Here is a 21,588-nt window from a genome sequence, read left to right as displayed (position 1 = left end):
ACCCCCACCGCCGCCCGGATCTCATCNGGTGTTTTCTTGGTTCCTTCTTTTTCACCAGAACAAGAAGGGACTCGGCTGCCGGGCCGAGACCCGGCGCGGCCTCGCCCGAGAGAAAACTCAACTCGCAGCGCCCAGTGGGCCCCGACGTCCGTCGGGGTGACGGGATGACGGAGATTCACACCGCCTTCTGCCCGCCGTTGATCATCCACGCCGTGCCGAACTTGTCCTCGAGCATGCCGAAGGCCTCGGCCCAGAAGGTTTCGCCAAGCGGCATGATGACCTTGCCACCGTCGGCCAGCGCGTCGAAGTGGCGGCGGGCCTCGGCCAGGTCGGTGTACGAGAGCGACAGCGACACACCGCGGCGGCCGTTGAAGGGTTGGCCGCAGCTGTCGGAGGCCATCAGCCGGCGGTCGCCCAGCGACATGGCGATGTGCATCGCCTGCTCGGCCACCTCGGGGGGCATGCTCTCCCAGCCGGGTGACCCTTTGACCTTCTGCTCGAACTCGATCTTTCCGCCCAGCGTGCGGGCGTAGAAGTGCATCGCCTCCGAAGCGTTGTTGTCGAAGAAGAGGTAGGGATCAAGTACAGGCATGGTGACCTCCTGGTGAGCCGTGGAAAAAACCAGCTTAAACCGCATCATCCAAAAAGACAACCTGGAGGTTTACGATTTGGCCATCATGGTGAGCAACCGGTCGCGCGAGGCCTGCAGCAGCACCGTCATGGCGTCCGCGGCGCGGGCGCTGTGGCGGGCGGTGATGTGCCGGGCCACCTCGGCGTACAGCGCCGGGTCGCGTCCGGGCTGGTCCGGGTGGCGGTGCAACATTTCCGACGACACGCGCAGCGCGGCCTTGATGGCCCCGCCGATCGTGATGAACATGCCGTTGCGCGACATGTTGATGACCAGCAGATGGAATTCCAGGTCGCCCTGCGCCGCGAGGCGGGTGTCCTGCCCCGGGGCGAGCGCGGCGCGCAGCCCGTCGAGCCGGTGGGCCAGCATCGCGAAGTCGTCCGCGGTGCCGTGTTCGGCCGCGAGCGCGCTGGCCCGGGGCTCGAAACAGAGGCGCATCTCGAAGATGTCCGCGACGATCTTGTGGTCGAACTGCGCGAGCAGACGCCAGCCCAGCACGTCGCGGTCCAGCAGGTTCCATTCGTCGAACGGCAGCACCCGCGTGCCGACCTTCGGCAGCGCCTCGAGCAGCCGCTTGCTCGCGAGGTGCTTGACCGCCTCGCGCACCGTGGTGCGACTCACGCCGAAGGCGGCGCACAACTCGGGCTCGATGGGTAGCACCGACCCGGGCCGGTACTCCCCGCTCACGATGCGCATGCCGAGGATGCGGGCCACCTGCGCGCTCATCGTGCCCACCACCTCGGCGCGTTCGAACATCGTGCTCAGCCCCGGTCGGTGGCGTGGGTCACGAACATGTTCCACGAACCCGGTTTCAGCCGGGCCGTCAACACCTCGCCGTCCACCGACACGCGGGTGTGGGGCGCGGGCGTGACCGTGTCGGGCGCTTCGCGGGTGTTCGTGGCCTTCATGTTCACGTGGTGCAGTTCGGCCGCTTCCACGAGCGTGCGCTGCCGGCCGAGGCCGCGCAGGTGCACCTTCAAGTCCATCTCCTCGCCGAGGTGGCGGTTCAGCGCGAACACCACCGTGCGGCCGGTGGCCGGATCGTCGGTGACTGATGCGCAGAGGTAGCGAATCTCGGGGAACGTCTTGGCCTCGTAAGACGGCGAGTCGATCACCGGGCGCAGCACGCGGCCGTGGGCATGGCGGGCCGTCAGCGCAAACGGGTGGAAGATGGTCTGGCGCCACGCGGGGCCTCCGGGCTCCGTCATGATGGGCCCGATCACGTTGACGAGTTGCGCGAGACACGCCACCTTGACCCGGTCGGCGTGGTTCATCAGCACCATCAGCGCACCGCCGTTGACGAGCGCGTCCTCGAAGTTGTAGACCTCCTCGATCAGGCGCGGGGCCACGGGCCAGCCGGGTTTGCGCAGGTCGTCGATGCCGCGGCTCTTGTACCAGACGTTCCACTCGTCGAACGACAGCATGATGCGCTTGGTGGAGTGCTTGCGCGCGGCCACGCTGTCGGCCACGGCCACGATCTCCTGGATGAACGTGTCGGTCACGTCGATGTTGCCGAGGAACTCCTCGGTGGCGTCGTGCTTGTTCTCGAAGTACGTGTGCAGGGAGATGAAGTCCACCTGCTCGAAGCAATGGTCGAGCACGGTGTCCTCCCAGGTGCCGTAGGTGGGCATGTTGTGGGCCGACGACCCGCACGCGGCGAGCTGGATCGTAGGGTCCACCGATCGCAGCAGCTTGGCGGTCTCCACGGCGATGCGCCCATACTCCTCAGCCGTCTTGCGGCCGATCTGCCAGGGTCCGTCCATCTCGTTGCCGAGGCACCAGAAGCGCACGCCGTGCGGCTGGTCCTGGCCGTGGCTGCGGCGCAGCTCGGACAGCGTAGTGCCACCCGGGTGGTTGCAGTACTCGATGTACGCGCGCGCCTCGTCGAGACCGCGGGTGCCGAGGTTCACGCCGAGCATCGGCTCGATGTCGGCTTTGCGGCACCAGTCGATGAACTCGTTGGTGCCGAACTGGTTCGTCTCGGTGGAATACCACGCGAGGTCCAGCCGCACGGGCCGGTCCTCGCGCGGCCCCACGCCGTCTTCCCAGTTGTAGCCGGACATGAAGTTGCCGCCCGGGTACCGCACGATGGTGGGCCCGAGTTCGCGCGTGAGCGCCATCACGTCCTGGCGCAGGCCGGTTTCGTCGGCCGTGGGGTGGCCCGGCTCGAAGATGCCGGTGTACACGCAACGGCCCATGTGTTCGACGAACGTGCCGAAGATCCGCCGGTCGAGTTCCGAGATGACGAAGTCGCTGTCGACGACGAGTTTGGCGTGGATCATGTCCGAAGGCTCCCGGGTTCACTTGGCGCTGGCGAGCAGCTTGTTCACGCGTTGCTCGATGCCGGCCTGCACGTCGGCCACCGGCTTGTTGGCCAGCAGCATGCTGGACAGCTCCTCGCCGATGATCTGTTCCACAGCGCGCTGGCGTGGCACCGTGCCGGGCATGCCGGCGCCGGTGTTGGACAGTTCGAGGATGTTCTTGCGGAACGGCAGGGCCTTGAAGCCGTCGCTCTCGAGCACTGCGCGGTTGGCGGGCAGGTGGCCGGTGCGGGCCCAGTGGTGGTCGTTGTCCCACAGGAACTTCAGGAATGCGTAGGCACCTTCACGCTGCTTGTCGTTCTTGATGCCGCCCTTGAGCAGCACCCAGCTGTGGCCGTCGGCAAACGCCGACTTCTTGCCGTACAGCGCCGGAAACGGCACCACGGTGTAGCCGCCCTTCAGCGGAGATCCCGCCTTCTCGGACGACACGATGAAGTCGTCGATGGTCCACGTGCCCACTACGTTCACGCCCACGTCGCCGTTCATGAAGGCTTGCTGCGTGGCGCCGTAGTCGAGGCCCTTCTTGATGTGGCCCTCGGCCCACAGCTTGTTCATCAGCGACATGGCGGCGGCGGCTTCCTTGCCCTTCACGTCGATCGTGCGTCCCTTGAACAGCTGGCCGCCCTGCTGGTTCACAAGGGTCAGGAACGTGCGGGTGGGGGCGGCCGTCTCGTTCGCCGTGGTCCAGGCGAAGTACGGCTTGCCGGTGGCCTCCTTGAACTTGCGGGCCTGCGCCAGCAGTTCGTCGGGTGTCTTCGGCAGCACCGGGGCGCCGGCGCCATCCACCAGGCCGGCCTTCTTGAAGAGATTGAGGTTGACGTGCCACAGCCAGGCCCACGTGTCGAAGGGCAGCGCGTAGGTCTTGCCGTCGAAGGTGGTGCCGGTCCTGGCCTGGCCGGAGTACGTGGCGGTGTCGACGCCCACCTTCTTCAGGCCGTCGTCCAGCGGGTCGACGAGCTTGCGGGCCACGAAATCGCCGAGCACCGATTCGTGCATCACCGCGATGGCGGGCACGTCCTTCGCGACGAGCCGGGCCGTGAGCTGGTCATAGTACGGGCCCCACTCGACGATCTGCGGCTTCACGACCACGTTGAGCGTGTTGCTCGCATTGAACTGGTTCACGAGCGAGGTGATGATGCCGCACTCGCCGCGGGCCTTGGCGGCGTCGTTGACGCTGCCGTAGTCGGCCTCGCAGGCGCCGAAGAACCGGGACAGCGTGACAACGGTCTTGTCCTGCGCCTGCACCGACAGCGCACAGAGCGAAAGGGCGAAGCCGAGCCAGGCACGGCGTTGGGTCGTGTTCATCGGAAGGATCTCCTTCAGTGGATGCGCCTGTGGAATCAAGCCGTGTCGCATGGCGCGTCAGCGCACGGTGGTGCCCGCCACCGCCTGGACGATGTGGCGCTGGAAGAACAGGTAGACGATGAAGATGGGCAACCCGGCGAACACCGCCTGGGCCATGAGGTAGCCGATGCCCTCGGACTGCGCGAAGTTCGACTGCGTGGCCGCGAGGCCCAGCGTCAGCGTGTACATCTCCGGCTGCGACGCCGAGATCAGCGGCCACAGGTAGTCGTTCCATGCGTTGAGGAAGGTGAAGATGCCGAGCGTGGCCTGGGCGGGCAGCGACAGCGGCAGCACCACGCGCCAGAACACCTTCCAGCGGGGCGTGTTGTCGAGCAGCGCAGCCTCCTCGATGTCCTTCGGCACGGCCTTGAAGTACTGCGTCATCAGGTACACACCGAACGGCGCCGCCAGTTTTGGAAGCACGAGGGCGCTGTAGCTGTTGTGCAGGTCGAGGTCGGCGAACAGCCGGTGCAGCGGGATCACGATGGCCTGCTCCGGCACCGCCAGGCCCGCGAGCACGAACGCGAACCACCACCGCTTGGCCGGAAACTCGGTGCGCGCGAACCCGTAGCCTGCCAGCGTGGACAGCACGAGCGTCAGTGCCGTCTGCGCGATGGCCACGATGCTGCTGTTGATGATCCACCGGAACACCGACGACGTGCCGAAGATGTCCGTGTAGTTCTTCAGCGTGAACGGTGGCGAGAACAGCACGTCGGTGCGGCCGGCGAGGAAGTCGTTCGGCTTGAACGACAGCGCGAGCACCCACAGCAGCGGGGCCATCCACACGAGCGCCAGCAGGCAGGCGCTGGCGAGGATGAGGCGGTCGCCCAGGGCGCCATGCGTCTTCATGCCGCCTCCTTGCGCGATGCCACGCGCACCTGCACCACCACGGCGATCAGCATCAGACCGAACAGCACCTGGGCTGCCGCGGCCGCATAACCGATGGCCCACTGGTTGAAGCCCGCCTCGAAGATGAACTGCACGATGGGCCGCGTCGCGTTGTCGGGGCCGCCCAGGGTCATCAGCTGCACCTGGCCGAACAACTGGAATTGCGCGATCACCTCGATGATCGCCACCAGCGCCAGCGTGCGCCGGATGGCCGGCAGCGTGATGGACCGGAAGGTGCGCCAGCGGCTGGCGTTGTCGAGCGCGGCGGCCTCGTAGACGTCCTGCGGGATCTGCTGCAGCGCGGCGAGGAACAGCATCATCGGCAGCCCGATGATCCACCACACGGTGACCAGCGCCACGGCCGGCAGCGCGAGGTGCGGATCGACGAGGGGGTTGACCGGGTCCAGGCCGATGGCCCGCATCAGGTTCGCGAGCAGCCCGCGGTCGGTCATGAACACGAGGCGCCACACCAGCGTGACGATCGTGACCGACAGCACCGACGCGCCGAAGAAGATGGCGCGCAGCCCTGCGCGCAGCAAGCCGGCCTGTTTCAGCGCGAGGGCCAGGGCCAGGCCGATGGCCACGAACGCGGGCGTGGTCATCAGCACGAACGCGAAGGTGTTGAACACGGCGCCGCGGAACACCGCATCGCCGGCCAGTTGCACGAAGTTGTCGAAGCCCACGAACGTGCTGTCGCCCGACAGCGCATCCACCTCGAAGAACGACAGGTACATCCCGCGCACCAGTGGCACCACCAGCAGGGCCACGTAAACCAGCACGAACGGCGCGATGAACAGCGCGTGTCCCCAGTGGGACACGCCCACGCCGGAGGTGGGCACGAGGGACGGCGGCAGGCGCTTGGTGGCCATGGGGAATCAGGCCACCGGGTGGTGGGCGCGGCCCGTGGCGTCGAACACGTGCAGCCCGGCGGGGTCCAGCGCAAGCCGCACCGGGTCGCCCGCGCGCAGCTCACTGTGGGGCGCGGCCTCGGCCACCACCAGGTCACCGGCGGCCAGCGACACGTGCACCAGCGTGCGGTCGCCCAGGCGCTCGACCACCTCGGTGCGGCCGCCGAGCGTGCCGGCCGGGTCCACCGTCAGGCATTCGGCCCGCACACCCAGCGTCAGCAACCCGTTGCCAGGCACGTCGCCCGCGGGAATGCGGGTGGGGGTCACGGTGCCGTCGGGCAGGCGCACACGCACGAAAGCCCCGTCGGACGGGGCCCGCGCCACGTCGACGAAGTTCATCGACGGGCTGCCCACGAAACCGGCGACGAACCGCGATGCAGGCCGGCGGTACACGTCCATCGGCGTGCCCACCTGTTCGATGCGGCCTGCGTTCATCACGACGATGCGCGTGGCGAGGGTCATCGCCTCGACCTGGTCGTGGGTCACGAACACCATCGTGGCCCCCAGGCGCTGGTGCAGCCGTGACAGTTCCACCCGCGTGCGGTTGCGCAACGCCGCGTCAAGGTTCGACAGGGGCTCGTCGAACAGGAACGCCGCCGGCTCCTTCACCACGGCCCGGCCGATGGCCACCCGCTGCCGCTGTCCGCCGGACAGTTGCGTGGGCTTGCGGTCGAGCAGGGCACCCAGCTCCAGCATGCGCGCGGCGTCGTCCACGCGCCGCGCGATCTCGGCGGCCGAGGTGCCCACGTTGCGCAGCCCGAAGGCCATGTTGTCGCGCACTGTCATGTGCGGGTAGAGCGCGTACTGCTGGAACACCATGGCCACGTCGCGCTGGCCCGGGGCGAGGGTGGTCACGTCGCGCCCGCCGATGTGGATCGACCCGCCGCTCACCGCCTCGAGCCCAGCCACGATGCGCAGCAGTGTCGACTTCCCGCAGCCCGACGGGCCCAGGAACACCATGAACTCGCCGGGTTCGACGCTCAGCGAGAGGTCGGGGATCACGTCGATCGCGCCATACCGTTTGGCCACTTGGTGCAGTTCGATGCCGGACATCTCAGTACTTCCGAGGGGTTGTATTCATCATACGAATGTCAAATGCTAGAGGTCGAGGAGCGAACCCGGAATGGACAAAACCGCCGTAGTGCATGGACGATCCAGCGTGGCGCAAACCGACCCGCTGTTCCCGGGGTACCCGTTCGACCAGCACCTGGTGGCCGGCATCACACCCATCGTGTCGGGCGGGCCGCTCGACTTCCGCATCGACCGGCCGCACGGCATGAAGGGCTTCATCCTGAACATGACGGTGCGTGGCACGGGCGACGTGTTCGATGGCGATCGGTCCGTGCGGTGCGAACGTGGCGACCTGCTGTTGTTCGCGCCCGAGGCCCGCCACGACTACGGCCGGGCCGACGGTCACGGCGAGTGGTTCCACCGCTGGGTGTACTTCCGGCCGCGGGGGTTCTGGTCCCCGTGGCTGCAGTGGCCCGGCGCGTCCCGGCACATTGGCCGGCTGCACCTGCACGGCGAGGCCTTGCGCGCCGAGTTCGAGGACCTGTTCACCCGTGTGGACCAGACCCACCGCGGTGGCCGGCCCACATCCCAGGAGCTGGCCATCAACCAGCTCGAACACCTGCTGATCCGCTGTGTGGAGGAGGCGCCTGCCCAGGCCACGCGAGCGATCGACGCCCGCGTGCAGGCCGCCTGCCAGTTCATCGCACGGCACCTCGCACGAGACCTGAGCCTGGAGGAGATCGCGCGCGAGGCGTGCCTGTCGCCGTCGCGGCTCGCGCAGTTGTTCCGCGACCAGATGGGCGTGACGATCGTGCGGTGGCGCGAGGACCAGCGGCTCATCCTGGCCAAGCACCTGCTGCGCAGCTCGAGCACGGCCATCTGCACCGTGTCGTCGCTGGTCGGCTACGACGACCAGCTGTACTTCTCGCGGGTGTTCCGAAAGCGCGTGGGCGTGAGCCCCAGCGAGTTCCGGCGCGGCGCCTGATCAGCCGATGCGGGAGAAGCGGGTGCGCCCAGGCTTCTTGCCGAAGTGCGCGCCCCATGAATTCGATCAACAGCGTGTTCACGAGCTCGGGCTTCCCAGCACCAGTTCGCGTTCGAAAGCGTTCTCCGGCTGGCTATGCAATGCCCAGAAGCGGTCGGCAATCCGCTCTGGGTCAAACGCAGTGCCGGGTTTGACGAAACCCGCGATGGTCAGCATGGCTGCATGTACGCCGGTGTTCCTCAAATCGGCAAAGAGGCTGAACGTCAGATTGCGGAGAGCGGCCTTGCCAATCCCGACCGTTGCGTAGTCCGGTTCAGGCTCCAGGGCAAAGCCACCGCCGGTGAACAACAACGAGCCGTGGCGTCGCGCACGCATCGAGGGGAGTACGGCTTGCGCGGCGGCCAGAGCCCCCACCACGCTGATGGCCAGGTCCTCTGCCAATTCCGTTGCGATGAGTTGTGCAAGCGGTTTGTGGCGCATGCCGGCGGCGTTGTAGACGAGCACATCGATCGTCCCGAGATCCGCGGCGATGCGCCCAAGTGTGGCTGCGAGTCCGTCTGGATCGGCGGCGTTGCCCGGGTAGGCCGCCGCCGAAGTGCCTGTTGACCGCAGCTCGGCCACTTGCTCTTCCAATGTCTCGGGACGGCGCGAGATCGCGGCAATGGCATAGCCCTCGCGACCGAAGCGACGCGCAACCGCCGCCGATACACCCGGACCCATCCCGACCAGTGCCAGAACCTTGCTCATAGAGTTTCTCCAAAGAATGATCGCTTCGCGGCGCGAAGATCCCGACGGGCAAGGTGGCCCCAACAGAAGCCGGCGATGCGTATTTCAGAAGAGTCGCCGATGTGCTGGAGGAGTTGGACGCTGCATCGGACGACATTCAAGCAAGCACAAGCGAAGTGCGCGGGACCGTGTGCGTGACAGCGTCGGTTGCGCTGGGCCAGACGGTGGTGATGCCGCTGGTGAAAGTGCTGCATCAGCAGCATCCGGGCATCGAACTTGACCTTCGGTTCAGCGACAGCGTCGTCGCGACCGAGCGAACCTTGCGCCGCTGCACGCGCTTTCCTTCGATGCCGTGCTTGCGGCGCGGCAGCGAGCCGTCGCCAAGTCAGGGCTCGAAGGTGCGAGACCGGTGATCGATGGGCCCCACCTCACCACGCGGCCGATGAGCCCCGAGGGCTTGGCCATGCATGCCAAGGTCCCATTGATGCTGGGGAGCACCAAGACCGAGGCCAGCCTGCTCTTCCGTGAGGACATGCGCAACTTCCGCCGAAGCGGTCCGCGGTGGGGTAAGACGTGTAGCGGGGGCCGAAGGTGTCGAGGCGGTCGGGGAGGGCAACGGCTCGCATAGTGTGACTGTCGCCGCCCCGGGCCGAGTGCGGTTTGATCTGGCGCAACATGCCGCGCGGGGCGCCCTCGAACAATGCGGGCACGATGCATCTCATCCCGATCCTTCCTGCCGAGCCGGCCTCGCCCGCGTGTGCCGCGTGCAGCCTGCGCGCGTTGTGCCTGCCGCTGGGCCTGTCCGACCAGGAGCTCGCGTTGGCCGGCTCGATGGTGGCGCAACGCCAGGCCGTGGCCCGTGGCGACACGCTGTTCCGGCATCACGATCCGTTCCGTGCTGTGTTCGCGGTGCGCACCGGGTTTTTCAAGACCCGCACCCTCGGTCGCGCCGGCCAGGAATGGATCACCGGCTTCCGGATGGCCGGTGACCTGGTGGGGCTCGAAGGCTTGGCGGACGAGCACCACGTGGGTGACGCCGTGGCACTGGAGGACTCCCAGGTCTGCGTGATCCCGTACCCGCCGCTGATGGCGCTGTTGCGCGACATGCCGGCGTTGCAGCGCCAGTTCCACCGGCTGCTGGGCCGCGAGATTGCCCGCGACCAGACCCTGCGCCTGCCCGGCCGCCTGCGCGCGGACACCCGCGTGGCGGCGTTCCTGCTGGACCTCGCCGAGCGGTTGCAGTCGCGCGGATTCTCGGGGTCGTCGTTCGTGCTGCGGATGACCCGTGCGGAGATCGGCAGCTACCTCGGGCTGACGCTCGAAACCGTGAGCCGCGCGTTTTCGGCGTTCCAGGCCCGCGGGTGGATCGAGGTGAAGCAACGCGACGTGCGGCTGCTCGACACACCCGCGCTGCAGCAGGCCGTCCAGGCGGAGATGCCGTGCTGACGGCCGCGGCACTGCCCGCACTGGATGCCCGCGAACGCGCGGCGCTGGACGACACCCGCACGGAATGGGTCCAGCGGACCGACGGTGGGCGCGAGGCCCGGTCGGTGTTCGTGGTGCAGGGCATGCATTGCGCGGCATCATCGAACAGGTGTTGCGTTCGGTGCCGGGGGTGACCCTGGCTGAAGTGCATGTGGCCCAGGCGCGCGCGGGTGCGTCGCGGCCGCCGGGGAGATCCCGGCCGACCAGCTCGCGCTGCTGCGCTGGAGCGCATGGGGGGCACCCGCTGGCTGCGCTCGGCCGGGTGGACACGTCGTGGGCCGTGCGCCTGTCGGGCGCGCTGCTGGCCGGGGCCGCCGCGTGGGGCCTCGGGCATGGTGTGAGGGTGCGGGTGCGGGTGGCCGCCTTCTGCTGAACAGGCCTCACGCCACCGCGTGCACCAGCAGCGCTTGCAGCAGCCAGTCGTGGTGGTCCGGGACGCCGTCCAGCCGGGTCATCGCGTTGGCCAGCGTGCGCAGCGCGTGGGCGTCGCCGGCGATGTCGTCGAGCACGGGCCGGTCGGCCGCGGCCTCCAGCCGCCGCACCAGGCCCGCCGGCACGCCCTCGGCCACGACCGCGTCGTACAGCCTTCCCAGCAGCCCCGCCGTGACGGTGAACGCGGGGGCGTCCACCGGCGGCAGCGTGTCGGGCCGCACGTGCACGACCTGGGCACCGAGCGCCTGTGCCGCACGTGTGGTGGCTTCGGCCGCCGGCAGGTCGGCCGACGGCGCCAGCACGGCGATGTTCTTGCCCCGCAGCGGCCGTTGCGGCGTCCCGGCGACGGCCGAACGCCGCAGGTCGGCCGCGCTGCCCAGCAGGCAGGCGACGTCACGCGGCGGCAGCGCGCCGGTGTGGCAGTGGGCGGGGTGCGGGTGGTTCATCGTGTGGCAGTCAGGCAAAGCAGGTCCCCAGCGTAGGCGTTTGCGACCGGGTGGCGTTGACGCCAGTCAAGCCCGGCCTGCGCCGCCGCCGTTGTCACCATCGGTTCACCGAACGTTACGGAACGCGACGCGGGGTTCGTCGGCCGTTCGCCCGGCCTGCCTACGGTCGTGGCATTGATTCAAGACAAGCCAGGAGGCTTCGATGACCACCACCGCCGCCGCCCACGTCCCGATGTCCCTCCGTCCGCCGGTGTTGCCCCTGCGGGAACCCTGCGACCGCATTGCGGCCTCGCTCGCCCTGGTGCGTGACTGCGTGCCGGTCACGTGCCGGGTGTTGCGTGCAGGCGAAAGCCTGTACGCCGCGGGCGACCGGTTCCAGTGGCTGCACGTGGTGCATGCCGGTGCGTTCAAGCTCGTCAACGGTGCCGCTGATGGCCGCGAGCAGGTGGTGGGCTTGCAGTTCAAGGGCGACTGGCTCGGATTCGACGGCATCGCGTCGGGGCGCCATGGTGGCAGTGCCGTCGCGATGGACACCAGCGAAGTCTGGTCGGTCCGCTACGACGACCTGCTGCGTGCCTCGGCCCGCGAACCCGACCTGGCCCGGCTGCTGCACTGCGCGATGAGCCGCGAGATGGCCCGCGACCGCGATGCGTTGATGTCACTCTGCACGCTGTCCGCCGACGCCCGGGTGGCCAAGTTCCTGCAACAGTGGGCGGTGTCGCTCGCCGAACGCGGGCTGCGCACCGACCAGATCACGTTGCGCATGACCCGTGCCGAGATCGGCAACCACCTGGGCATGAAACTCGAGACCGTCAGCCGCGCGCTGTCGCGCATGGAGCGCGACGGGGTGATCGCCTTCTGCGGCACCGGGCGGCGCGACATCCGCATTCCGGACGCCGGGGCGCTGGGGCACGCGGCCGCCACCCTTCAGTGAGGTGAGACCGCCCGCGCGATGGCGTGCTGGAGTTCCTGCCGGGAGTAGGGCTTGGCGAGCAGCTCCCACGAGGCGGGGGCCGTCTCACTCATGTCGATCAGTTCTGCAGAAAAACCCGAGACCAGCAGCACGTTGAGGTGGGGGCGCCGGGCCTGCGCCTCGCGGGCGAGGTCGGTGCCGCGCAGGCCGGCCCCGAGCGCGATGTCGCTCAGCAGCAGGTCGAACGGTTCCGGCGAATCGAGGCGCAGCAGCGCCTGCTCGGCCGTGGCACACGACGTGATGTGGCACCCGAACCCCGTGAGGAAGCGCACGGCCACCGCGCGCACCTCCGGCTCGTCCTCCACCAGCAGCACGCGCAGCCCGGGGGGCACGGTGTCGGGCCGGCCGGGGGTGTCTTCTTCTTCAGTCGTGGTGGCCAAGGGCAGGTACAGCGTGACCGTGGTGCCCTCGCCGGGCACGCTGTCGAGCGCCACCGCGCCGCGGGACTGTTTCACGAACCCATACGCGGTGCTCAGGCCGAGGCCGGTGCCCCGCCCCGCCTCCTTGGTGGTGAAAAATGGTTCGAAGGCGCGTTCCTTGACCGCATCGCTCATGCCGGCGCCGGTGTCGGCGATGGCGATGGACACGAACCCGCCGGTGTCCGCCTCGGTGATCTCGAAGGGTTCGCACAGCGCCGGCGGCAGGCGGTCGCACCGGCTCACCCGGAACGACAGCGCGCCCCCCGACGGCATGGCATCGCGGGCGTTGATCGCGATGTTCAGCAGGGTCGATTCGAGCTGGCCAGGGTCGGCCAGGCACGGGAGCGCCGTGTCGGCGGTGTGCACCTGGAGGCGGATGCGCTGGTCGAGTGTGCGGCGCAGCATGTCCGCGAGCGACTGCACCATGGCCGGCACGTCCACCGCGCTGGGGCTCAGCACCTGCCGGCGCGAAAACGCGAGCAGCTTGCCCGTGAGGTCGGCGCCGCGGCGGCTGGCGCGGCCGGCGGCGGCCACCAGCACGCGGGCGTGGTCGTCGCCGGCCACGGCCGGCAGATCCTCGAGCACCTGCAGGTTGCCCTGGATCACCGTGAGCAGGTTGTTGAAGTCGTGCGCGATGCCGCCCGTCAACTGGCCCACGCTTTCCAGGCGCTGGGCGTGGCGCAGCGTTTCCTCGGTCTGGACGCGCTGCAAGGTGGCCGCGAGCAGGTTCGACAGCGATTCGAGGAACCGCACCTCGTCGTCGCCGAAGGTCTGCGGGCGGCGCGACCGCACGGTCAGCAGCCCCACGTCGCGGCCGCGGTCGGTGAGCGGCACGGCCAGTGCGCTGACGAGGCCTGCGTCCAGGTAGCCGGCGGGCACGCCGAAGCGGTGTTCGAGCCGGTAGTCGGGCACCACCACCGGGGCGCCGTGCGCAAGCACGAAACCCAGCTTGCCGCGCGGGTCGTTGGGCACCCGGGTACCCACCCCCTCGCCAGGCAGCAGGCCTACGCCGGCGGCCACCACGAATTCGAGGCCGTGGGGTTCCAGCAGGAACAGCACCGCGGTGTCCGCGCCGAGCGCCTCGGCGGCCTCGGCCGGGATGCGCTGCAGCAGCACCTGCGGGTCGCGCGTGTCCACGGCCAGCCGGCCGATGCGGGCCACCGATTCGCTGTAGTGCGCACGGGCCAGCGCATGGCGCACCCGGGGGTAGTCGCTGATGCCGCGGATGGCGGCCACGACGTACGGCAGGCCGTGCCCCTGCAGTGGGCTGAGCGCGATCTCGACCATCACCTCGCTGCCGTCGCGGCGCTTGGCCACCAGGTCCATCTGCATGCCCATGGGCCGCGGCCGGGGCTGGTGGGCGTAGGCGTGGCGGAAGTTCGCATGACGCGGGCGGATGCTGTCGGGCACCAGCGCGTCCACCGGCCGGCCGATCAGTTCGCCGGGGGCGTAACCGAGCAGCGTGTCGGCGGCCGGGTTGCTGAGGCGGATCAGCCCGGCGTCGTCGACCAGCAGCAGCGCATCGGGGTAGGCCGCGAACAGCGACGTGTACAGGTTGGGTTCGTTGGCCGGGGTGATCATGCCGGCTCCACGGCGGGCACCAGCACGTAGCCCGCGCTGCGCACCGACTTGATCAGTTCGGGGTGGTCGGCATCGCGTTCGATCTTGCGGCGCAGCCGGCCCACCTGGACGTCGATGGTGCGGTCGAACGGGCCGGCGGCGCGGCCGCGGGTATGTTCGAGCAGGAAGTCGCGCGACAGCACCCGGCCCGCGTGCCGCACGAGCACGCACAGCAGGTCGAACTCGCCGGAGGTGAGCGTGGCCGGCTGGCCGTCGGGCGCGCGCAACTCGCGGGCGGCTTCGTCCAGGGTCCACCCCGCGAACCGCCAGCGTGTGGGGGCCGATGCGGGTGGCGGCGCGGCCGGTTCGATGCGGCGCAGCACCGCCTTGATGCGGGCCACCAGTTCGCGCAGGTCGAACGGTTTGGTCACGTAGTCGTCGGCACCGACTTCCAGGCCCACCACCTTGTCGACCGCATCCCCCCGGCCGGTGACGATCACGAGGCCGCAGTGCCAGCGTTCGCGCAACTGGCGGGCGATGGTGAGGCCGTCCTCGCCCGGGAGGCCCAGGTCGAGCAGCACGAGCGCGGGCGGGTCCGTGGCCATCAGCGCCATCAAGTCACGCCCGGCGTGCAACTGCGTGACGCGAAAGCCGTGGCCGGCCAGGTAACTGGCCAGCAGCCGGGTGATGTCGGGTTCGTCGTCGAGGACGGCGAGGTGCAGCGGGTCCAAGGTGGGCTGGGCGGGTGGGGCGACGACCTCCAGTGTAGGGTCTCGCTGGCCGTTGAACTGGGCACTTCGCAGAAGGAAGTCCCGCAGCGAAGGGCACGCATCGGCAGGTGGCAGACGGAGCGGTTGAGGCGCCGAGCGCGACTTGAGGCTTACCATCGCTGATGGACTTACGCGAGACCGCCCCCTCCCCCGAGCGCAATAAGCAGCCGATCCTTGAGGTGCTTGCGCGCGTACTGCCGCCACGCGGCCTCGTGCTCGAGATCGGCAGCGGCACTGGGCAGCACGTGGCGCACTTCGCCCAGGCTTTGCCCGCCCTCAATTTCCAGCCCAGCGAGATGGATGTGGAGCGCCATGCCTCCATCGAGGCGTGGGTGGCCGAAGGCAACCTGTCGAATGTAAAGCCGCCCCTCGCCTTTGATGTCACAAAGCGTCCCTGGCCCGTATCCGCGGCCGACGCAATCGTGTGCATCAACGTGGTCCACATCTCCCCATGGGAGGCTACGCTCGCGTTGATGGCGGGCGCCGGTAGGATCCTGCCGACCGGTGGCGTGCTTGTGACCTACGGCCCGTACATGCGTGGCGGCGCGCATACCTCGCAGAGCAATGAAGCGTTCGATGCGAGCCTGCGCGCAAGGAATCCGCGCTGGGGCGTGCGCGACATCGACAAGGTGGCGGAAACCGCGGGCAATGAAGGCCTTGTGCTGGAGGAGGCCGTACCAATGCCGGCAAACAACTTCACTCTGGTCTGGCGGAAATCAAACGGCGCACTCCCCGACGCGCGGGCCCTCGGCGACGGGTTTGCTTGAGCACCAAAGCTGTCGGCCACGAATGGCTGGACCTGGCCGGCAGCAAGCGTTCGTCCACCGAAATCAAAGGGCAGCAACCCGCTGCAAAGTGGTCTTACTCGCTTGCGCGTTGAGCCGCTGTTCTTCTTCCTCGGCGGCCCATTTCTTTCTCGTTGCGGAAGCGAGTGAAGGAGCCCGATCGGCAGCGACTCACACGCTGCACGGCTGCACGTGGCTGCGGATTTGAACGAGGTCGAAGAGCCCTGAGGACATCGCTGCGTCAGCACTCAATGAGAACCGACATCAAGCGCCCCGCGTTCGGTGCGGGCGCCGAAGGGCGCCAAGGCCTCGCTCCCAGCCAGGGGCTGACGCGGCAATGGATGACACGCCGCGCATTTCGCCGCAACATCACCCCACAGGGGGTTCGTCGGGCCGCCCTGTTTCCGATACAGTGTCGTCTGGATCGGTTCAGAAAAACCGGTTCCACGAATGCCGACTGCCTACCGCACCCTGTTTGCCATGCCGCATCCCCACGCCCAGATCGTCTACCAGATCTTCCCCGAGCGCTTTGCCATCGGCGGCCCGCACGACAGCCGCTCCAAGCTCGCGTTGCCGCCGTACCGCAAGGACGGCCTGACGTTGCGTGACTGGCACGAACCGGTGCTGTGCGCGGACCCGAAGGACACCCCGGCCGATCCGGGCTCGGTGTTCTACGGGGGCGACCTGCAGGGCGTCATCGACCGCCTGCCGTACCTGAAGGACCTGGGCGCCACCACGCTCTACTTCACGCCGATCTTCGAGGCCCCGTCGAACCACAAGTACGACGCGGTGAGCTTCGACCGCATCGACCCGATGTTCGGCGACGAGGCGGTGTTCCGCGCGCTGCTCGCGGCATCCCGGCTGAACGGCATGGGCGTGGTGCTCGATGCCGCGCTGAACCACGTGAGCTTCCGCCACCCGTGGTTCCTCGCCGCCCAACGCGGCGAGATGCCGTACCGCAACTGGTTCACGTTCCTCGACCCGCAAACCCACGCCGAACTCGACAGCGTCGACCCGCTGGTGCTGGCTGCGGCCGACTACCTGTGCTGGTGGGGCCACCGCTACATGGCGGAGCTGCGCCTGGACGCGCCGGAACTCGAGGAGCGCCTGTACCGCGCACCCGCCAGTGTGTTGCACCGGTTCCTGGAAATGGGCACGCAGGGTTGGCGTTTCGACACGGGCCAGGACATCGGCCTGCCGTTCGTCCAGCGCATGCGTGCCGTCCTGAAGGCCGCGCACCCGAAGGCCGAGCTGCTGGGCGAGTTGATGAACTACGGCGGCGACTGGGTGGGCGACGACCGTTTCACCGGCGTGATGAACTATTACCAGCGTTCGGCGGTGCTGGGCTGGCTGGCGGGCGACGTGGGCGCGCGCCAGTCGAACGCGGCACTGCGCGACGGCTACGAGGGGTGCGGCCATGAAGGGTCGCTGTCGTCGTGGAACATGCTGGCAAGCCATGACACCCCGCGCCTCAAGCACCTGCTGCCCGACTGGGCCGACCGCCAGCTGGCCCTGGCCGCGCAGTTCACGCTGCCCGGCCTGCCGGTCATCTACTACGGCGAGGAAAACGGCATGGACGGCGCAGCTGACCCCGACTGCCGGCGCCCGATGGTGTGGGAGGCATCACGCTGGGACACCACCACCCGCGACTTCTACCGCACGCTGATCGACCTGCGCCAGGCCAACCCCGCGCTGTGGCAAGGCAAGCTCACGGTGCTGGGCGACCGCCTCGATGGCACGGATGCCCTCGTGTTCCTGCGCCACACCGGCCAGCCGGGTGAAACCGCACTCGTGGTGCTGAACCGCGGCAACGAGGCGTTCGAGGCGTCGCTGCTGCTGCCCGACCCGCACCTGTACAGCGGCCTGCTGCTGCGCGATGCGGTGGGTGAAGGTGTGGCCGAGCTGATGATGGGCGGGCAGACCCGGGTGCGGGTGCCGGCCCGTTCGGCGGCGGTGTTCCTCCCGGACGACCACCTGCCGAACTTCAAGTACTTCAAGGCCCGCAACCGCTGGGCCTGAGGACGCGGGCCCGGTTTGCGCCGGGCCCGGGTACCGCGTCAGATCTGGATGCGTGCGCCCACCGCGGGGGCGGTGGACTGCGTGACGGTGCGCGTGGTGCCGTCGTCCATGCGCACGTGCACCTTGTAGACGGTGGTGGCGCGGGCCTGCTTCTCGATCTCGTGGCCGGCCAGGCCGCCACCCACGGCGCCCAGCACCGTCATGGCCTTCTTGCCGTTGCCGCCACCCACCTGGTGGCCCAGCACCCCGCCGACCACGCCGCCCGCGACGGCGCCCACACCGGTGCCTTCGCCCTTGTGTTTCACCGCGACGACCTTCTCGACCACGCCGCAGTTGCGGCACTCGGCCGCATCTTCCTGCACCACCGGCTTCTTCGTCGCGTGGTTCTTGGCGGCCTGCTGGGCTGCCGGCGGTGCCTCGGCCGCGGCTTCCTGCGGCGCCGGGCTCTTCACGAGCGCGGTGGACAGGGCCCCGCCCCCCACGGCGCCGAGCACGCCCACGATGCCGGCAATGGCCCACACCGGCAGCTTGCGGCGCGGTGCGGCGGGTTCCACGTGAGAAGCAGCAACCACATCAGTCATGACAATATCCCCTCGTTCATTCATTGATCAGGCGGCGCGGGTGTGCCGGTACGACATCCCAACGCGGCCTCCAGGACCAGGGTTTACCTCCGGTCGGCGCCTGCGTTGTAACCAAGCGTAGCCGCGGCCGAGGGCCGAGGCCCCCGGGCGCCTGCACCGTGTGGGGCTCGGCGCCGAGGAAGGTGGCGAGTTTCGTGTTGCCGAGGCGCGCCGGCTGTTGCCACAGGTAACGCATCTCCCGCATTTCGCGGAACACCGGTGACCCGCGGCGATGCGGGGGGCAGCAGCCACCACGGCACGCGGCGCACGCCACGACGTGTCATATCGCACGCCAAGACGTGTAAAGACTCTTCACAAAACCGGTTCAGTCGTGCGAGAATCCGCCTCCGGCCCTGGAGCCGGTTCCACGTTCGCCGCATGACTTCCGCCTTGACCGCCTCCTCGCCCAAGCCCATCCCGGGGCTGATTGCGCTCGCCTGGCCCATCTTCATCGAGCAGGCGCTCCACATCCTCACCGGCGTGGTCGACACGTTCATGGTGAGCCACGTGTCCGACGACGCGGTGGCCGCGCTCGGGTCGGCGTGGCAGATCGTGGTGCTGTTCCTGATCGTGTTCAGCTTCTTCTCGATCGGGGCATCGGTGGTGATCACCCACCACCTGGGCGCGAACGACCGCGAGGGCGCCGACCGCATCGCCGCCACGGCGGTGGGCACCAACACCTGGCTCGGCCTCATCGTGAGCCTGGCCGTGTGGTTCTTCGCCGAACCCATGTTGCGGGCCATGCAGCTGTCCGACGCGCTGCTGGTGCACGCCGTGCCGTTCCTGCACCTGATGGGCGGCACGCTGTTCCTCGAGGCCATGAACTTCGCACTGTCGGCGGTGCTGCGGTCGCACGGTCACACCCGCGAGGTGATGATTGTCACGCTGGGCCAGAACCTGCTCAACTTCGCGGGCAACGCGGTGCTGCTGTTCGGCCTGTTCGGCGCGCCGCAGATGGGGGTGATGGGCGTGGCGCTGTCCACGGTGTTCAGCCGCTTCGTCGCGTGCGTGGCACTGTGGATCCTGGTGGAGCACCACACGCACCTGAAGATCCGCCTGCGCGACTTCCTGACGTTCCAGCGCGACCGCCTGGGCCGCATCCTGCACATCGGCCTGCCCGCCGCCGGTGAAAACATCAGCTGGTGGACGGCGTTCATGGTGCTGACCGCATTCACCGCCCGCATGGGCGACACCACCCTCGCCGCGCAGTCGTACACGATGCAGATCGCGATGGTGATGATGTTGTTCAGCCTGTCCATCGGGCTGGCCACCGAGATCCTGATCGGCCGCCTCGTGGGGGCGGGCCGGTTCGAGGACGCCTACACCGAGTGCATGCGCAGCCTGCGCATCGGCCTGGTCGTGACCATGGGCGTGGCCGCGGTGTTCGCCGCGCTGGCGCCCTGGATCCTCGGCCTGTTCACGGATGACCCGGCCATCATCGCCACTGGCACGCTGCTGCTTCGCATGGGGCTGCTGCTCGAGCCGGCGCGGGCGTTCAACCTGATCGTCATCAACAGCCTGCGGGCCGCGGGCGATGCGCGTTTCCCGCTGTATGCCGGGCTGCTGTCGCAGTGGTGTGTGATGGCGCTCGGTGGCTGGTTGCTGGGCACGTGGTTCGGTCTGGGCCTCGTGGGCGTGTGGTGCGCGTTCCTGATCGACGAATGGTTCCGCGGCCTGGCCATGCTGCACCGCTGGAAAAAGCGGCGCTGGGTCAAGTACGCCGTGCGCATGCGGGCCGAAGCGGCCGCCTGATCACAGCGCGGCCATCGCGGCCCGCGTGACCGCCGCCTGCGCTTCCACCCACGTGCAGAACCGCTTGGCGTCCTCCGTCATCTGGGTGGCAGGGGGCTTGATGAGCCAGTAGCCATACGGCGATTCGAGCCGGCACCCCGGGAACACCTCGATCAGTTCGCCGCGCGAGGCGGCGTCCACCGTCAGCGCCAGGCGTGCCATCGCGACACCCTGGCCCGCCAGCGCCGCCTGCACCTGCTGGTGGGTGTAGTTGAAGAACACCCAGCGTGCGGGCTGCAGGTCGGGGGCCGCGTGGGTGCGCAACCAGCGCATCCAGCTGACGAACTCGGCGCTGCCTTTCGGGTTGTCCTCCTCCATGAGCGTGTGCGCGGTGAGGTCGGCCGGCGTGCGCAGCGGCGGGCCGATGGTCTGCGCGCGTTCCAGCAGCAACGGGCTCACCATCGGTGTGACCACTTCGTCGAACAACTGCACGGAATGAGGGGTGGCCTGTTCGGGCAGGCCGTAGCGCAACGCCACATCCACCTCACCGGCGTCGTTGCCATCAGGGTCGACGAGGTTGTCGGTGGCACTGATGCGGATGTCGATCTGCGGGTGCTCGCGCTGGAACGCTTCGAGCCGCGGGATCAGCCACAGCGACGCGAACGACGCGAACGTGCTGACACTCACCACACGCCGCCCGCGCGTCTGGCGGATTTGCCGCACCGACGTGTCGAGGCGGTCGAGCAGTGGTTCGGTGGCCCGCAGCAGGGTCACGCCGGCTTGTGTCAACTCGACCTTGCGGGTGCCACGCAGGAACACCGGCGCACCGAGGTCTTCCTCGAGGGCCTGGATCTGGCGGCTGATGGCCGACTGGGTGAGGAACAACTCTTCGGCGGCGGCCCGGAAACTCAGGTGCCGCGCGACCGATTCGAACGCGCGGATGGGGCCCACGGCGAGCGGGCGGCGGCGTGCGGTACTCATGCGTGAAACGCGATAATCCGGTGCTGGCAACTCATTGGACGCATCCTGGGCTCCCCTCTAAGCTTCACTTCAATCGAGTGTAAATGGAGCAGACCATGAGCGTACAACTGATGAGCAAGAGTCAACAACGCGACGCCCTGTGGACGCTCGCGCCGGGGCAGGCGACGCGACTCACCGTGGGCCCGGGCCCACGCCAGTTGCGTGTGGTGGACGGTTGGTTGTGGCTCACCACCGAAGGCACCCGCGACCTCCCGGCCGAAGACGTGTGGCTGCTGCCGGGTGAACCGATGGAACTGCCCGCCGGCAGCGAGTGGGTGGTGGAGGCGCGCACCTCCGGCCGCTTCCAGCTGCTGGTGCCGCCGCAGGCCCGCCCGTGGACCGCCCGTTGGGCACGCCTCGTGTGGTGGATGCGCGCGTTCCGCCCGGCCGCGCCGCGCGGGTTGCGCGCCTGACCAGCAGGTCATCCCGGCGAACGCCCACTACTGTCCGGAATAATTTCCCCCTCAGTTGAACAGGGGCGGTTGGGCGGCGGCGAAGGCTTGCGCGGCTTGCCTTC

The 21,588-nt window shown here is 68.7% G+C and carries 22 protein-coding genes; 9 read left to right on the top strand and 13 right to left on the bottom strand.

What is annotated here, in order from left to right; translation table 11 throughout:
* Nucleotides 1-175: 175 nt before the first annotated feature.
* The 7 genes from ASC87_RS20735 to ASC87_RS20705 all read right to left on the bottom strand — a co-directional run bounded on the left by ASC87_RS20735 (nucleotide 176) and on the right by ASC87_RS20705 (nucleotide 7,142).
* Nucleotides 176-592, bottom strand: coding sequence for a VOC family protein (locus ASC87_RS20735; RefSeq protein WP_056666693.1), 417 nt, complete (start codon nucleotides 590-592; stop codon nucleotides 176-178).
* A 69-nt stretch (nucleotides 593-661) separates the two neighbouring features.
* Entirely contained in the window at nucleotides 662-1,384 is a 723-nt protein-coding gene (locus ASC87_RS20730; protein ID WP_056666691.1) for a FadR/GntR family transcriptional regulator, read from the bottom strand.
* Between the two features lie 5 nt (nucleotides 1,385-1,389).
* A complete protein-coding gene (locus ASC87_RS20725; RefSeq protein ID WP_056666688.1) occupies nucleotides 1,390-2,910 on the bottom strand; it encodes an alpha-N-arabinofuranosidase in 1,521 nt (506 codons plus the stop codon).
* 18 nt (nucleotides 2,911-2,928) lie between these two features.
* Entirely contained in the window at nucleotides 2,929-4,254 is a 1,326-nt protein-coding gene (locus tag ASC87_RS20720) for an extracellular solute-binding protein (protein WP_056666686.1), read from the bottom strand.
* A gap of 57 nt (nucleotides 4,255-4,311) precedes the next feature.
* Nucleotides 4,312-5,142 carry a carbohydrate ABC transporter permease gene (locus ASC87_RS20715; RefSeq protein WP_056666682.1) on the bottom strand — a complete coding sequence of 277 codons (831 nt, stop codon included), beginning with the start codon at nucleotides 5,140-5,142 and terminating at the stop codon, nucleotides 4,312-4,314.
* A complete protein-coding gene (locus ASC87_RS20710) occupies nucleotides 5,139-6,050 on the bottom strand; it encodes a carbohydrate ABC transporter permease (protein ID WP_056666679.1) in 912 nt (303 codons plus the stop codon). The genes ASC87_RS20715 and ASC87_RS20710 overlap by 4 nt, the downstream gene beginning before the upstream one ends.
* A gap of 6 nt (nucleotides 6,051-6,056) precedes the next feature.
* A complete protein-coding gene (locus ASC87_RS20705; protein ID WP_056666676.1) occupies nucleotides 6,057-7,142 on the bottom strand; it encodes an ABC transporter ATP-binding protein in 1,086 nt (361 codons plus the stop codon).
* Between the two features lie 70 nt (nucleotides 7,143-7,212).
* On the opposite strand from ASC87_RS20705, the gene araC reads away from it, so the two are divergent.
* Nucleotides 7,213-8,085 carry an arabinose operon transcriptional regulator AraC gene (gene araC, locus ASC87_RS20700; protein ID WP_082568809.1) on the top strand — a complete coding sequence of 291 codons (873 nt, stop codon included), beginning with the start codon at nucleotides 7,213-7,215 and terminating at the stop codon, nucleotides 8,083-8,085.
* Nucleotides 8,086-8,163: 78 nt separating this feature from the next.
* Here araC and ASC87_RS20695 read toward each other — a convergent pair whose 3' ends face one another.
* Nucleotides 8,164-8,832, bottom strand: coding sequence for an SDR family NAD(P)-dependent oxidoreductase (locus ASC87_RS20695; protein ID WP_056666673.1), 669 nt, complete (start codon nucleotides 8,830-8,832; stop codon nucleotides 8,164-8,166).
* Between the two features lie 53 nt (nucleotides 8,833-8,885).
* Here ASC87_RS20695 and ASC87_RS20690 point away from each other — a divergent pair, with 53 nt between their 5' ends.
* From ASC87_RS20690 to ASC87_RS20680, 3 genes are all read left to right on the top strand, one after another.
* Nucleotides 8,886-9,224 carry a LysR family transcriptional regulator gene (locus ASC87_RS20690; protein ID WP_056666671.1) on the top strand — a complete coding sequence of 113 codons (339 nt, stop codon included), beginning with the start codon at nucleotides 8,886-8,888 and terminating at the stop codon, nucleotides 9,222-9,224.
* Between the two features lie 298 nt (nucleotides 9,225-9,522).
* Nucleotides 9,523-10,257, top strand: a complete 735-nt coding sequence (locus ASC87_RS20685) for a helix-turn-helix domain-containing protein (protein WP_056666789.1) — start codon at nucleotides 9,523-9,525, stop codon at nucleotides 10,255-10,257.
* Nucleotides 10,258-10,384: 127 nt separating this feature from the next.
* On the top strand, nucleotides 10,385-10,669 hold the full coding sequence (locus ASC87_RS20680; RefSeq protein ID WP_056666668.1) for a hypothetical protein: 285 nt from the start codon (nucleotides 10,385-10,387) through the stop codon (nucleotides 10,667-10,669).
* Between the two features lie 7 nt (nucleotides 10,670-10,676).
* Here the strand turns inward: ASC87_RS20680 and ASC87_RS20675 are convergent, their stop codons facing one another.
* Complete coding sequence (locus ASC87_RS20675; protein WP_056666664.1) at nucleotides 10,677-11,174, bottom strand: hypothetical protein; 498 nt, start codon at nucleotides 11,172-11,174, stop codon at nucleotides 10,677-10,679.
* Nucleotides 11,175-11,376: 202 nt separating this feature from the next.
* On the opposite strand from ASC87_RS20675, the gene ASC87_RS20670 reads away from it, so the two are divergent.
* Nucleotides 11,377-12,108 carry a Crp/Fnr family transcriptional regulator gene (locus ASC87_RS20670; RefSeq protein ID WP_082568807.1) on the top strand — a complete coding sequence of 244 codons (732 nt, stop codon included), beginning with the start codon at nucleotides 11,377-11,379 and terminating at the stop codon, nucleotides 12,106-12,108.
* Here the strand turns inward: ASC87_RS20670 and ASC87_RS20665 are convergent.
* Complete coding sequence (locus ASC87_RS20665; RefSeq protein ID WP_056666660.1) at nucleotides 12,102-14,147, bottom strand: GAF domain-containing protein; 2,046 nt, start codon at nucleotides 14,145-14,147, stop codon at nucleotides 12,102-12,104. The two genes, ASC87_RS20670 and ASC87_RS20665, sit on opposite strands and share 7 nt — an antisense overlap.
* Nucleotides 14,144-14,857: a response regulator gene (locus tag ASC87_RS20660; RefSeq protein WP_056666657.1), complete on the bottom strand. Its 714-nt coding sequence runs from the start codon at nucleotides 14,855-14,857 to the stop codon at nucleotides 14,144-14,146. Before ASC87_RS20660 ends, ASC87_RS20665 begins: the two co-directional genes overlap by 4 nt.
* 161 nt (nucleotides 14,858-15,018) lie before the next feature.
* On the opposite strand from ASC87_RS20660, the gene ASC87_RS20655 reads away from it, so the two are divergent.
* Together ASC87_RS20655 and ASC87_RS20650 are read left to right on the top strand one after the other, a co-directional pair.
* A complete protein-coding gene (locus tag ASC87_RS20655; protein WP_056666653.1) occupies nucleotides 15,019-15,663 on the top strand; it encodes a DUF938 domain-containing protein in 645 nt (214 codons plus the stop codon).
* A 468-nt stretch (nucleotides 15,664-16,131) separates the two neighbouring features.
* Nucleotides 16,132-17,700, top strand: coding sequence for a glycoside hydrolase family 13 protein (locus tag ASC87_RS20650; protein ID WP_056666649.1), 1,569 nt, complete (start codon nucleotides 16,132-16,134; stop codon nucleotides 17,698-17,700).
* 38 nt (nucleotides 17,701-17,738) lie between these two features.
* Here the strand turns inward: ASC87_RS20650 and ASC87_RS20645 are convergent, their stop codons facing one another.
* Nucleotides 17,739-18,281 (bottom strand): glycine zipper 2TM domain-containing protein, encoded by a 543-nt coding sequence (locus ASC87_RS20645; RefSeq protein WP_082568805.1) that lies wholly within the window; start codon nucleotides 18,279-18,281, stop codon nucleotides 17,739-17,741.
* Between the two features lie 417 nt (nucleotides 18,282-18,698).
* On the opposite strand from ASC87_RS20645, the gene ASC87_RS20640 reads away from it, so the two are divergent.
* Complete coding sequence (locus ASC87_RS20640; RefSeq protein ID WP_056666644.1) at nucleotides 18,699-20,072, top strand: MATE family efflux transporter; 1,374 nt, start codon at nucleotides 18,699-18,701, stop codon at nucleotides 20,070-20,072.
* Here the strand turns inward: ASC87_RS20640 and ASC87_RS20635 are convergent, their stop codons facing one another.
* The gene (locus ASC87_RS20635) at nucleotides 20,073-21,032 is read right to left on the bottom strand and encodes a LysR substrate-binding domain-containing protein (RefSeq protein ID WP_056666641.1); all 960 of its coding nucleotides are present in this window, start codon (nucleotides 21,030-21,032) and stop codon (nucleotides 20,073-20,075) included. It abuts the gene before it with no gap.
* A gap of 95 nt (nucleotides 21,033-21,127) precedes the next feature.
* Between ASC87_RS20635 and ASC87_RS20630 the strand changes: the two genes are divergently transcribed.
* The gene (locus ASC87_RS20630) at nucleotides 21,128-21,484 is read left to right on the top strand and encodes a DUF2917 domain-containing protein (RefSeq protein ID WP_162255190.1); all 357 of its coding nucleotides are present in this window, start codon (nucleotides 21,128-21,130) and stop codon (nucleotides 21,482-21,484) included.
* Nucleotides 21,485-21,588 lie beyond the last annotated feature (104 nt).

This window comes from Rhizobacter sp. Root1221 (assembly GCF_001425785.1).
Taxonomy (GTDB): domain Bacteria; phylum Pseudomonadota; class Gammaproteobacteria; order Burkholderiales; family Burkholderiaceae_C; genus Rhizobacter.
Note: the sequence above shows the minus strand (reverse complement) of the source record. Positions and strands in the feature narration are given on the sequence as shown.